The organism is Salmonella sp. SAL04162 (genome assembly GCF_046551535.1).
In the GTDB taxonomy this organism is placed as follows: Bacteria; Pseudomonadota; Gammaproteobacteria; order Enterobacterales; family Enterobacteriaceae; genus Salmonella; species Salmonella enterica.
This window is the reverse complement of sequence record NZ_JBGDVX010000013.1, coordinates 111,629-123,750: the sequence shown is the minus strand read 5'-3', so window position 1 is coordinate 123,750 and position 12,122 is coordinate 111,629. Positions and strand designations below refer to the sequence as shown.

Here is a 12,122-nt window from a genome sequence, read left to right as displayed (position 1 = left end):
CATCATAATTGCTGATGTGATAATCGTGAGAGGATACGATGCGCAAAGATGCCCTGCTTGCTTTCCTGATGAACCAAACGGATTTTTTTGATCCGGAAAATGTCAGTGAGGTGTTTACCGCGCGCTATCTGGCGCAGCGTTTTAATATGCAGCGCAATACCGCCAGCCATTATCTGAACCAACTGGTGGCGCAGGGCGTGCTCTGCAAAATCAATACCCGTCCCGTCTATTTCCTGCATAAGCAGGCATTTAGCCAACAGTTTTTTACCCTTTCGCGTAATGAATACGCCAGCGTCGCGGAGCTGTTAGCGCACGGGGAACAGGAGTGCGCGCCGGACGATCACTTTTCCCTATTGATTGGCCATAACGAAAGCCTGAAGCGCCCGATTGAGCAACTGAAAACCGCGCTTTTTTATCCCGACGGCGGACTGCCGCTACTGATGACCGGCGAAAGCGGCACCGGGAAAAGTTATCTGGCGCAGCTCATGCACGAATATGCCATCGCCCAGGCGCTTCTGTCGCCGGATGCGCCATTTATCAGTTTTAATTGCGCCCAGTATGCGAGCAATCCCGAACTGCTGGCGGCGAATCTTTTTGGCTATGTGAAGGGCGCGTTTACCGGCGCGCAGAGCGACAGACCGGGCGCGTTCGAGGCGGCTGACGGCGGCATGTTATTTCTGGATGAAGTCCACCGGCTGAGCGCCGAAGGGCAGGAGAAGCTCTTTACCTGGCTCGATCGTGGTGAAATTTATCGGGTAGGCGACACCGCGCAGGGGCATCCGGTTTCGGTACGTTTGGTATTTGCGACGACCGAAGAGATACACAGTACCTTTCTGACGACATTTTTGCGGCGCATCCCGATTCAGGTCAACCTGCCGGATCTCCAGCACCGCAGCCGCCAGGAAAAAGAGGCGCTGATCTTACTGTTTTTCTGGACGGAGGCGAAAAAACTCTCGGCCACGCTTATCCTCAAACCGCGTTTGTTGCAGATCCTCAATCAGTATGTTTATCGCGGCAACGTCGGCGAACTGAAAAATGTGGTGAAGTATGCGGTGGCGACGGCATGGGCGAAAAAGCCTGGGCAGGAAACCGTTACCGTGTCGCTGCACGATCTGCCGGATGCCATGCTGTCAGCATTGCCGTCATTGAATGAACCGCTGGCGGACGACGCGCCAGTGAGCATCTCGCCCGACACGAACCTTACCTGGCAGCTGCGCGCCCGCGACGAGATGCAGGGCATGATCCATGATACGCAGTGTCATGTGCTGGCGCTGTACGAGCTGGTACGTAGCGGGAAAGAGGGGTGGGAGACGGTACAAAAAAGAATGGGCGATGAAATTGAAGCTCTCTTCGATCGTCTGATTTTTACCGGCGACGATAATGTGCACTCCCAGCGGTTGCTGTTAATTACAAGCCAGGTGCGGGAAGAGTTTTATCGTCTGGAGAAGCGCTTCAATATGCAGCTTAACGGCAACTGTATTTACGCGCTTAGCCACTATTTAATCCATCGTACCGCACTGGCGCCTTCTCGTCTCAACAGCGAGCAGATCCGCCAACTGGACGCCTTCCTCGCCCAGAAATATCCGCTGCTGTACAGCTTCTGTTTACAAATTCTGGAGACGCTGGGCCAGAAGCTGGATCTGGAGCCGAGACGCATTGATATGCTGCTGCTGGCGCTTTGGCTGCATAAACAGGGGGCTAACAACCAAAAACAGGTGACGCATGCGGTGATTCTGGCGCATGGCTATGCCACAGCCAGCAGTATCGCCAATGTCGCCAACCGGTTACTGAAAAATACGATTTTTGAATCGTTCGATATGCCGTTGGACGTCACGCCGGAGGCGATAGCGCAGCAGGTGATGCGCTATCTGGAAGGGCACCCGCTCGCCTCTGGCCTGATGATTCTGGTGGATATGGGATCGCTCAAGGCCATTCATCGTCATTTTGATCGCGCGCTTTCCACGCCGGTGACGATTATCAACAACGTATCGACCAGCATGGCCCTGTATGTCGGGGAGCGTATTTTACAGGGGCATTTTATTGAAGAGATCGCCCGCGATATCGCCCGGGATGTGCCGGTCGAGTATCAGCTCTACTGGCCGAAAAGCAACAAACCGCGCGCCATACTGACTACCTGCGCGACCGGTATCGGTGTGGCGACTAATCTTTGCGCATTACTGAGCGCCAGTATTCCGCAGGCGCTGGAGATTGACGTCGTCGCCTGCGATTATGCGATGCTGGCGAGCAATAAAACCCAGGAGCCGGTATTTATGCGCTACGACGTACTGGCGATAGTCGGCACGTTGGACCCGCACATCGCCAGCGTGCCGTGGATTTCGCTCGACTCGCTGATCTCCGGCGAGGGGAATCACTATCTGATGCGGCTGTTTGGTTCGCTGACCACGCCGGAGCAGGTGGCGGAGATCAATAACCTGCTGCTGAAAAACTTCTCGCTCCGACGAGTGATCGAATCCGTCACCATCCTCGACACCAGCAAAGTCATCAACCACGTTGAGCAGTTTCTGCTGCGCTATGAGCATCTGGCGGGCGTTACCGTCTCGAATGAAAGAAAGGTGGCGCTCTATGTGCATATTAGTTGCCTGATTGAGCGTCTGATCCGTCATGCGGGCATTACTGCTTATAGTGGACAACAGTGTCCGGAACAGGAACTGAATCGGCTACGGGAAGCGTTTAGTGTCATTGAGAGTAACTACAGTGTCAAAATCCCCACCGCCGAGCTTGGCTATATCCATAATATCCTGACCTTCGAAACAGAACTTATCGAGCAAGATCAACAGTTTTAACGATTCCTCGCTGTTAACCCGCATCTTTTTTCGGCGCGCCACTTTTTCTGGCACGCCGCTTGCTCTCTTTTATCACAGTGGAATGTGTTTTAGAGGTCAGGATGAAGAGACATTATATTTTCGCCAGCCACGGCACGCTGGCCAGCGGGGTTTTAAACTCCGTGGAGCTGATTTTAGGCAAACGGTCAAATGTCTGGACGCTGTGCGCTTACGTTGAAGAGAGCGTGGATTTAAGCCAGCAGGTAGATACGCTAATTGCCCGGATCCCGCCGGAAGATGAAATTATTGCGCTGACCGATATTTTTGCCGGCAGCGTGAATAACGAATTTGTCCGTTATTTATCACGAGAAAATTTTCATCTGCTGGCAGGGATTAACCTGCCGCTGGTTATCGATCTCTTTATGTCGGAAAACGATGGCAATACCACGCATACCATAATGACGGCGTTAGCGGATTCAAAAGAAAATATTCAGTACTGCAATCAAACTATTACCAGCGCCATGCAAAGCGATAAAGATTTTTAAGGGGAGGAAGCGTCATGATTGTTTTTTTACGGGTGGATCATCGTTTATTACATGGACAGGTCGCCTTTTCCTGGACGCAGTACGTTGGCGCCGACTGTATTTTAATTGCCAACGACAGCGTACCTAATGATGACCTGCGTAAAACCACCATTAAAATGGCGAAGCCGCCCGCGGTGAAGCTGGTTATTAAAAATATTGCCGATTCAATTGAAGCGATAAAAAGCGGCGTTACCGATAAATATAAACTTTTTATTGTTGTTGAATCCGTGGCGGATGCGTACCGGCTGGCGCGCGAATTACCCGACATTAAAAGTATTAATTTAGGCGGCACGAAGGTGCGTGAAGGGAGTCAGAATATTGCTAAAGCCATCAATCTGTTAGCGGATGAAATGACTCAACTTCGGGAGCTGGCGGCTGGCGGAGTAGAGATAGAAATTCGGCTGGTGCCTAACGATCGTAAACAACTTTTTGCCTGAGCGGATACCCTCCTGAGGACATATTATGGTAGAGGCGCTTTTACTTGGACTGGTGGCGTTTATCGCCCAGTCTGAATATGCATTAGGGACGTCGCTGATTTCCAGACCTATCGTGACCGGACTGTTAACCGGACTGGTGCTGGGCGACATGGAAACCGGAATTGTGATGGGCGCGACGCTGGAGTTGGCGTTTATCGGTTCCTTTTCGGTGGGCGCGTCGCTGCCGCCGGATGTGGTCACTGGCGGTATTTTAGGTGTGGCCTTTGCGATTAATTCCGGCGCCGGGGCGGAAACCGCGCTGTTATTAGGTTTGCCTATCGCGACACTGGCGTTAATTGTGAAAAATATCTATAACGGAATGTTTATTCCGTTGCTCTGTCATAAAGCCGATGCTTACGCTGAGGTAGGGGATACCCGGGGCATTGAGCGTATGCATTTAATTTCCGGCATTGGGCTGTCACTGACGTTGGGGATTATCGTCACGGTCTCTTATTTAGCGGGCGTGAATATGGTTAAAGGTTTTCTGGATGCCATTCCAGAGTTTATTAAACATGGATTAAGCGTTGCCACCGGTATTATTCCCGCGCTGGGTTTTGCCATGCTGGCGCGCTTATTAATTAATAAAAAGGTCGCCCCCTATTTTTTCCTCGGTTTTGTCTTAATGGCATATTTAAAAATTCCGGTGACGGGTATTGCGATTCTTGGCGCGATCGTCGCCGTCGTGATGGTCAATATGCCGAAATTTGCGGCCTCGCAACCGGCACCTGCGCAAGGAGCGTCTCATGACGATGAAGATGATTTCTGATAAAGACCGCCAGCAGGCGGAAACCACTGGTCTGGTCACCGCGCGTGATTTACGCCGCGTCTTCTGGCGGTCATTCCAGATGGAGTTTTCCTGGAACTATGAACGGCAAATGAACCTGGCGTTCGTCTATACGCTTATTCCGGTATTAAAGAAACTGTATAGCCGAAAAGAAGATCTTGCCGAAGCGCTAAAACGCCATCTGGCTTTCTTTAATACTACGCCGCACATTGTGACGTTGATCCTCGGTATTACCGTGGCGATGGAGGAGAAAAATAGCCAGCAAAAAGAGATGGACGCCAGTTCTATCGATAACGTCAAAGCGTCGTTAATGGGGCCGCTGGCGGGTATTGGCGACTCTTTTTTCTGGGGAACATTGCGTCTTATCGCCACTGGCATCGGTACCAGTCTGGCGCTGAAAGGCAATATTCTGGGGCCGATTTTATTTCTGCTGGTGTTTAACGTACCGCATATTCTGGCCCGATGGTTCTTTACCCGCTGGGGCTATGTGCTGGGAACCGGCGTACTGCAACGTATTCAGCAAAGCGGAATGATGGAAAGCCTAACCTATGGCGCCTCGATTATCGGTCTGATGGTGGTTGGCGCGATGACGGCCTCCATGATTGATATCACCATTCCCATTACGTTTGGTACGGGAGAGGCGAAAACCCATGTCCAGGACATTATTAACGACATCATGCCTTGTCTGCTGCCGTTAATTAGCTTCGCCATTGTGTACTGGCTGTTAGGGAAAAAAGTGAAACCGTTAACCATCATTGGCGGTATTGCGCTGGTGGGAATTTTCGGTTCCTGGATAGGGTTATTTTAAGAGGGATACACAATGTTACCAACCATGCTGACCTATATTAACGAAGAGTCTGACGTCCTGGCGAATATTATTCTCCGCCATCGCCAGTCGCTGGAAGAAGTATCGCGGTTCGCCAGCCAAAAAACGTTACGACGAATCCTGATATTAGCCACCGGATCGTCATTGAATGCCGCCTTTTGCGCCCGTTATTTCTTTGAGCGCTGCGGTATCTCTATCGATATTAAAGAGCCGTACACCTTTAGCCAGTATGAGAATAGCGATCCGCAAGCCGATATGGTTATTGCTATTTCCCAGAGCGGGAAAAGCGCTTCTACCCTGGAGGCGATGCGTAAAGTTCAGGCGCAGGGACGTCCGGTATTCGCTCTGACCGCCGATCCGCAAAGCCCTTGTGGCAAGGCCAGCGATTATCCACTGGATATTCTGACCGGGATTGAGTCCGTCGGCTTTGTTACCCGTGGATTTAGCGCGACGGTACTGAATCTGTTGCTTATCGCGTTGTTAATTGCCCGTCAGCAGCAGCGACTGACGGAATCGCAGGTCGAGGAGTATGTGGCGCAGCTTCAACGCATCGCGGCAACCCTGCCGTTGGTTATCGTGCGTACGGAAGCGTTTATTCACCAGCACCAGTCCGTTTTACGAAACGGGACGCGTTTTGTGGCGATAGGCTACGGCGCGCTGGTTGGGGTGGCAAAAGAGTTGGAAACTAAATTTACCGAGACGGTGCGTGTTCCCTCAAGCGGGTTTGAGCTGGAAGCCTATATGCACGGCCCGTATCTGGAAGCCAATGCGGAACATGTGATGTTCTTCTTTGAGGACCGGCCCGATGCGCGCTCCAGGGCGCTACGGGAGTATATGACGCCTGCGGTCGCCAAAACCTTTACTCTCACGCTGGCGAAGGCGGCGCAGGATGACCAGACGCTTGCGCTGGATGTAGCGGTTGATCACCATTTCTCGCCATTGCTGTTGATTGTGCCGGTACAACTCATGGCGTTTCATATCGCCTCACTGAAAGGCATCGACCTTTCGGTACGCATTTTTGACGATTTCGATCGCGTTTTAAAAAGTAAAATCTGAACAATCAGGAGAAAAATATGTTGGGTTTTAATCAGGACGAGTACCTGACGAGTGCTCGTGAGATCATCGCTGCGCGCCAGAAGGCAGAACAGGTTGCTGACGAGATTTATCAGGCCGGGTTCAGTTCTTTATTTTTCGCCTCTGTTGGCGGTTCACTGGCGCCAATGATGGCAATTAATGAATTTGCCAAAGAATTAACAACGTTGCCGGTTTATGTTGAGCAGGCGGCAGAATTAATTCATAAAGGAAATAAGCGGCTGAATAAAGACTCCGTGGTTATTACGCTGTCTAAATCCGGTGATACCAAAGAATCGGTGGCGATCGCCGAGTGGTGTAAAGCACAGGGAATACGCGTAGTCGCTATTACCAAAAATGCGGACTCTCCGCTGGCGCAGGCGGCGACATGGCATATTCCGATGCGTCACAAAAATGGCGTGGAATATGAATATATGCTGCTGTACTGGCTGTTTTTCCGCGTGCTGTCGCGCAATAACGAATTCGCCAGTTACGATCGCTTCGCCAGCCAACTGGAAATTCTGCCGGCGAATCTGCTGAAAGCGAAACAAAAATTTGATCCGCAGGCTGATGCTATCGCCAGCCGTTATCATAACAGCGATTATATGATGTGGGTCGGCGGCGCGGAGATGTGGGGCGAGGTCTATCTGTTCTCCATGTGTATCCTGGAAGAGATGCAGTGGAAGCGCACGCGCCCCGTCAGCTCTGCGGAATTTTTCCACGGCGCTCTGGAGCTGCTGGAAAAAGACGTTCCGCTCATTCTGGTGAAAGGGGAAGGGAAATGCCGCGCGCTGGATGAACGCGTTGAGCGCTTCGCCAGTAAGATTACCGATAACCTGGTGGTGATTGATCCGAAAGCGTATGCGCTGGACGGCATTGATGATGAGTTCCGCTGGATCATGGCGCCCTGCGTCGTCTCGACACTGCTGGTTGATCGGCTGGCGGCGCACTTCGAGAAATATACCGGCCACAGTCTGGATATTCGTCGTTACTACCGTCAGTTCGATTATTAACAGAAAGGGGCGTGTAGCATATACAGTGCCTGATGGCGCTTCGCTTATCAGGCCTGTGCGCCAGTTTATTGATAAAGATGATGTGTAGGCCGGGTAAGGCGCAGCCGCCACCCGGCATATATGACATTCTCTTTTAACCCTCAACATTCACCACTTTGATCTCCACCATGCCAATCCCCAATTTGCGCGGCGAATGGCCCAAAATATTACCTTCGTTGGTGGAGACGGGAGCGGGCGGCGCAATGACTAAGGTATTCGCGTCCGTCGGGTTGTTGAAATGCAGCGTGATAGTGGACACATCGTGACCCAGCACCAGCGTCTGTTCTTCGTTGCCTACACGTACCGGAATCGGCCGATTCGCGTTGTCGCCGAAGGCTTTGGCGGTGATCACCAGATCAAACTTTTTCGGCAGCGGCGCTTTATATTCGATTTTAACCTCATCGCCCAACTGCGCATTTGACCAGCGCCCCCAGGACTCCGGCCGGGAAATGCCGCTAAACTGCTTCACCTCCTCCGGTGCGCCCGCGACATTAAAGATAAAGCTATCAGCTTTATAACGAATATCGTTATCGACAATCTTTAAGGTATCGACGTTGCCTTTGTAGCGTTCCATATCGATCATCGTGTCTTTAAACGCAGTCTTACCCTGCCACTGCGCTTTATCGACATGCTGTACGGTTTGCTGCCCGCCAAGCTGCCCCTGCGAGACGCACCAGTCGGTGGAGAGCGCCAGCGCCGGTGCCCATAGCTGCGCCATCTTGTAACAGCGATCGACCCAAACGAAATTATCGCGCGGGGCGAAGTCGGCCAACTGGAACCGTAGCGGAGCGGAGTATTCACTTTCCGGTAACGGCTCGACGCGCTTATCCGATACGCGCAGTAGTAACGGCAGGCGGAAGTGGCTCCCGGAAAACGCGATCATGTTTTTGTCCCGATCGACGGTAAAATCTTTTATCTCTTTCGGGAAATTCCACAGGCGAATGATATCCGGCTTCATCGCCAGCACTTTCTCTTTTACATTCAGGAACACTTCCGACAGCGACTGCCCGGAAAGGCTGCTACGTCCCAGACCGATAAAATTATCGCCGCCGAGAATATCCAGCACCGTTGCGCCGTTGTCCATCGTGTTGCGTTTGACCGCCAGCGTCTCCTGCTGTGGTTTATCGCCGCGCAGAATGAAAAACAGATTGTTGCGATCTTGCTTATTCAGGTATTTCCAGGCGGTATTGTTCATCGCCAGATGGTCGGAAGAGACGACGATAACGGTATCTTTAAACCACGGTGACGCTTTGATTTTGTTGATAAACTCGGCGATGTTTTCCTGGCTGCAACTTACGGCGCTAAAGGACTGGTTGGGCTTGCCGTCGTAATCGTAGCGTTTGCGGTTGCAGGTGCGTGAGATAAACCCGTCCGGGTGGTGAGTATCTACGGTCAGCGTAAACAGCGAAAAACGCTGGCCTGAGCGGGAAAGCGCTTCAAATTTCTTCCATGCCTCATCAAGCACCGTATCGTCGTAGAAGCCCCAGTCGTTACGATAAGACGGGTCTGCCACCACCGTTTTCAGCTCTTCAGCGCCGTACAGATGATCAAATCCGTGTGATTTCAGGAACACGTCTTTCCCGGCAAAACGCAGGTTAGCGCCCTGCACGAAATAGTTCTGGTAGCCGGAGTTTTTCAGAATATCGCCGAGGCAGATATTCTGCGGGAAGAAGCTGGAAACCGACGCTGAGGCATTGCCCTCAAACGGCGCAAACAGCGGAATACCGCACTGGGAAGCCACCATCCCGGCGATGGTGTAATCCGTTCCCGGCAGTTGCATGGTATGGCTGAAATCCAGCCCTTCATTTTTAAGCGCGCCCAACTCTGGCGTGAGATTGGGGAAAGCGTCATTATCAAAATAGGTCCGTTCCAGGCTCTCGCCGTAGATATAGACCAGATTGAGCTTCGGATGAGGAATGGTTTTTGCTGGTTCTTTATAATAAACGGCAAAATCCGGATCGCCATCGCGCATTTGTGATTTTACCAGTTCGGTAATCTGGCGAAACGCCGGACTGGCGTCGACCGAACCCAACGCCAGCAGTAACGCCAGCAGGCTGTAACCGACATGATGCGGATGGTGACGGCGGCGGCGTAGTACCCATCCCAGCGCGCCGAATACCGCCACTAACGCCAGGGCAATGCCGATTCCCGGCAGAATATATTTGCCGACTCCCGCTCCCGTCAGACTATTCGTGAGCGTATAAAGCACTGCGTCGTTGATCCCGTCGCCGGTAAAATAGTCGCTGGCATACAGGGTAATATTCAGAATGACAAAAAGTCCCAGCACCGTGAGAGTGGCGGCAAACCACCAGGTGTTACGGCCCGCCTTCCAGGCATATATCAGCACAGAGGCGAGAAACAGAGCGACAGAGAGCAACTCGGACAACTGACGATCCTCAATAAACCAGGCTTATCGCTGGCAGGAAAAAATTTCTAACAATGTAATAGCGATGTCACATTGCTGCAATTCTAATGACTTTACACGGCGCTATTATTTAGAATGAGTTTAGAAAGTTGTTTTTTTGATCGTCATCACTTCCTGACATAGCGGTTAATAACAGGAAAAGACGAAAGGAAAAGTCGGGTTAATGCCGTGCTGGCGGGTAAAGGGCCAAAACACGGCTTTTATCAGGACGTCCCAGCGTGGCGCACGGTCAGAAAAACGCAGTCAGGAAAGGAAATTCAGCCCTTGCTGCAACACCAGATCGCAAGCTTTGGTTTTCACCTTTTCCGCCAGCGGCGTACTGCCGATATTATTGAGGTTCAACTGCTGGCCGTCCTTCGTCTTGAGCAACCCTTGCAGGCCGTTCAGGTAGTTAGTGTCCTGCTCCTGCTGTGTAGTATCCAACCCCAACTTGTTCAGAATCTGATTTTTAACGTTTTCCACATTGGTGGCGGACGCCAGCTTCTGTTTGGCGCAGTACTGCAAAATACCGGCGGCATTATTCATATTATCGGCGCTGAGCGACTGGGTGCCGTTGCTGAGCAGACCGGTTAGCGCCGAAAGCGACATCCCGCCCTGCTGTGAGTTCGCGCCCTGAGCGCTTAACTGACTGGCGGCGCTGGAAAGCGAATCCTGCCAGGAGGCGGCGATACCGCTGGTGGAAATCAGTACGCAGGCGACCGCCGCGCAGCACAGAACATGTTTCGCTGTATTCATGGTAATCACCTGTGTTATGCCAGCCAGGCGTAGTATCGCCCTGGCGCACGTTGCAATTTAATACTCTTTACCCGTCACCCGGCTGCGGTAACTGTCCCAGGTAAAATTAACCCATAAACTGTTGCCGAGGCGCATACGGTCCATGACGCGTTCGCCAAGCATTTTCGTCATCTCTTCCATATTGCTGTTCGTCAACATGCCGGTGGGACGTTTTGACGAGGAACGACGATCGACAATTTGATTGATGATCACTTTTTCATAGCGGGATTCGGTCTGCACGCCGATCTCGTCGATCACCAGCAGATCAACGTTACTCAGATCGTTAAGCAACTGCTCTTCGCTGGTTTCCCGATTGCTGAACGTGTCTTTCATCGCTGACATAATATCCGCTACGGTGATAATCAGTACCGACTTTCCGCGCAGCAGCAGCTCATTACAAATAGCCGCGGCGAGATGATTTTTACCGGTTCCCGGCTTGCCGGAAAAGACAAAGCTGGCGATATTGCCGTCAAATTCATCAACGTATTGTCGGGCTTTACTTAACGCGTTCATTTGTCCGTCGCACTCAACCCGATAGTTATCAAACGAGCAGTTTTGATGCAGCGGTCGAATGCCGGAACGGTTAAAGGTGCGCTGCATTTTCATCGCCCGATTTTCCCGCGCCAGCGCCGCCGCCCGGATCTCGCCTTGCTCTTTCTGCCACGCCAGCAGTTCTTCGCCCGTTTTAAACGCCGGTGTAATATGCGCAGGCATCATTTTTTGTAGACGCTGCATCAGGTCGCCAACATTTTTCATCGTTACCCCCTAAAACCTGGTGGAATATGATTGTCAGGTTCGCTGACGCTATTGATGTCGCGCTGCGGCATTCCGCCATTGCTGGAACGGCTGATTTGCACGCTGCGCGCCAGCTTTTGCTGCCACTGGATATGGTGAAAAACCTTACCTTCCGCCTGCCAGTAGGCGATAAACGCCGCTAGCTCTTCTGCGGTGACCGGCTCCCGAAGCGCCACGCCCCAAAGGGCAGCCTGACGCTGAAAATCCGCATCCGGTTGCCAGGCGGGATACATGGCGAATTTTCCGCAGGGAATCGCAACGGGGGCGGCTTCGGGTTCTTCGTAAAATTGCGCGTCTAACACCACATCGCTTCCCGGACGTGATAACTTTTCTTCAAGCGCCAGCAGTTCAGCCATGCGTGCAGGCGTCACGGCATAAAAGGCAGGCGCATTATTAGCGAATACCGCCACTGCGCCGCCCGTTGACTTCGCCAGCACAGCATGATGATCGTGTAAAAGGACGTCAATACCGATGACGTCCGACGTTAAAATTCTGGAAGACATAATGTTTCTCAATATGGAACAACAACCGAGAAGGGCGACTGTTTTTATA

11 protein-coding genes are annotated in these 12,122 nt (G+C 52.0%); 7 read left to right on the top strand and 4 right to left on the bottom strand.

Going from position 1 to position 12,122, the window contains the following annotated elements; genetic code table 11:
- Positions 1 to 38 precede the first annotated feature (38 nt).
- The 7 genes from ACLJRH_RS21555 to ACLJRH_RS21525 all read left to right on the top strand — a co-directional run bounded on the left by ACLJRH_RS21555 (position 39) and on the right by ACLJRH_RS21525 (position 7,537).
- Complete coding sequence (locus tag ACLJRH_RS21555; protein WP_023137543.1) at positions 39 to 2,804, top strand: sigma 54-interacting transcriptional regulator; 2,766 nt, start codon at positions 39 to 41, stop codon at positions 2,802 to 2,804.
- 101 nt (positions 2,805 to 2,905) lie between these two features.
- Entirely contained in the window at positions 2,906 to 3,328 is a 423-nt protein-coding gene (locus ACLJRH_RS21550; RefSeq protein ID WP_000820693.1) for a PTS sugar transporter subunit IIA, read from the top strand.
- Positions 3,329 to 3,342: 14 nt separating this feature from the next.
- On the top strand, positions 3,343 to 3,804 hold the full coding sequence (locus ACLJRH_RS21545) for a PTS sugar transporter subunit IIB (protein WP_000634729.1): 462 nt from the start codon (positions 3,343 to 3,345) through the stop codon (positions 3,802 to 3,804).
- 25 nt (positions 3,805 to 3,829) lie between these two features.
- Positions 3,830 to 4,609 (top strand): PTS mannose/fructose/sorbose/N-acetylgalactosamine transporter subunit IIC, encoded by a 780-nt coding sequence (locus ACLJRH_RS21540; protein WP_000228866.1) that lies wholly within the window; start codon positions 3,830 to 3,832, stop codon positions 4,607 to 4,609.
- On the top strand, positions 4,587 to 5,435 hold the full coding sequence (locus tag ACLJRH_RS21535) for a PTS system mannose/fructose/sorbose family transporter subunit IID (protein WP_000178065.1): 849 nt from the start codon (positions 4,587 to 4,589) through the stop codon (positions 5,433 to 5,435). The genes ACLJRH_RS21540 and ACLJRH_RS21535 overlap by 23 nt, the downstream gene beginning before the upstream one ends.
- Before the next feature lie 12 nt (positions 5,436 to 5,447).
- On the top strand, positions 5,448 to 6,509 hold the full coding sequence (locus ACLJRH_RS21530) for an SIS domain-containing protein (protein WP_000938089.1): 1,062 nt from the start codon (positions 5,448 to 5,450) through the stop codon (positions 6,507 to 6,509).
- A gap of 17 nt (positions 6,510 to 6,526) precedes the next feature.
- Positions 6,527 to 7,537 carry an SIS domain-containing protein gene (locus ACLJRH_RS21525; RefSeq protein WP_000900307.1) on the top strand — a complete coding sequence of 337 codons (1,011 nt, stop codon included), beginning with the start codon at positions 6,527 to 6,529 and terminating at the stop codon, positions 7,535 to 7,537.
- A 133-nt stretch (positions 7,538 to 7,670) separates the two neighbouring features.
- Here ACLJRH_RS21525 and opgB read toward each other — a convergent pair whose 3' ends face one another.
- The 4 genes from opgB to dnaT all read right to left on the bottom strand — a co-directional run bounded on the left by opgB (position 7,671) and on the right by dnaT (position 12,073).
- The gene (gene opgB, locus ACLJRH_RS21520) at positions 7,671 to 9,962 is read right to left on the bottom strand and encodes a phosphatidylglycerol--membrane-oligosaccharide glycerophosphotransferase (protein ID WP_023137542.1); all 2,292 of its coding nucleotides are present in this window, start codon (positions 9,960 to 9,962) and stop codon (positions 7,671 to 7,673) included.
- Positions 9,963 to 10,244: 282 nt separating this feature from the next.
- On the bottom strand, positions 10,245 to 10,736 hold the full coding sequence (locus tag ACLJRH_RS21515; RefSeq protein ID WP_023137541.1) for a DUF2501 domain-containing protein: 492 nt from the start codon (positions 10,734 to 10,736) through the stop codon (positions 10,245 to 10,247).
- Between the two features lie 57 nt (positions 10,737 to 10,793).
- Positions 10,794 to 11,531 (bottom strand): DNA replication protein DnaC, encoded by a 738-nt coding sequence (gene dnaC, locus ACLJRH_RS21510; RefSeq protein WP_000799924.1) that lies wholly within the window; start codon positions 11,529 to 11,531, stop codon positions 10,794 to 10,796.
- Positions 11,532 to 11,533: 2 nt separating this feature from the next.
- Positions 11,534 to 12,073 (bottom strand): primosomal protein DnaT, encoded by a 540-nt coding sequence (gene dnaT / locus ACLJRH_RS21505; protein WP_023137540.1) that lies wholly within the window; start codon positions 12,071 to 12,073, stop codon positions 11,534 to 11,536.
- Positions 12,074 to 12,122 lie beyond the last annotated feature (49 nt).

Coding starts and splice junctions, on each gene's coding strand:
- ACLJRH_RS21555 (WP_023137543.1), top strand. CDS start 39: ATGCGCAAAGATGCCCTGCTTGCTTTCCTGATGAACCAAACGGATTTT.
- ACLJRH_RS21550 (WP_000820693.1), top strand. CDS start 2,906: ATGAAGAGACATTATATTTTCGCCAGCCACGGCACGCTGGCCAGCGGG.
- ACLJRH_RS21545 (WP_000634729.1), top strand. CDS start 3,343: ATGATTGTTTTTTTACGGGTGGATCATCGTTTATTACATGGACAGGTC.
- ACLJRH_RS21540 (WP_000228866.1), top strand. CDS start 3,830: ATGGTAGAGGCGCTTTTACTTGGACTGGTGGCGTTTATCGCCCAGTCT.
- ACLJRH_RS21535 (WP_000178065.1), top strand. CDS start 4,587: ATGACGATGAAGATGATTTCTGATAAAGACCGCCAGCAGGCGGAAACC.
- ACLJRH_RS21530 (WP_000938089.1), top strand. CDS start 5,448: ATGTTACCAACCATGCTGACCTATATTAACGAAGAGTCTGACGTCCTG.
- ACLJRH_RS21525 (WP_000900307.1), top strand. CDS start 6,527: ATGTTGGGTTTTAATCAGGACGAGTACCTGACGAGTGCTCGTGAGATC.
- ACLJRH_RS21515 (WP_023137541.1), bottom strand. CDS start 10,736: ATGAATACAGCGAAACATGTTCTGTGCTGCGCGGCGGTCGCCTGCGTA.
- dnaC (WP_000799924.1), bottom strand. CDS start 11,531: ATGAAAAATGTTGGCGACCTGATGCAGCGTCTACAAAAAATGATGCCT.
- dnaT (WP_023137540.1), bottom strand. CDS start 12,073: ATGTCTTCCAGAATTTTAACGTCGGACGTCATCGGTATTGACGTCCTT.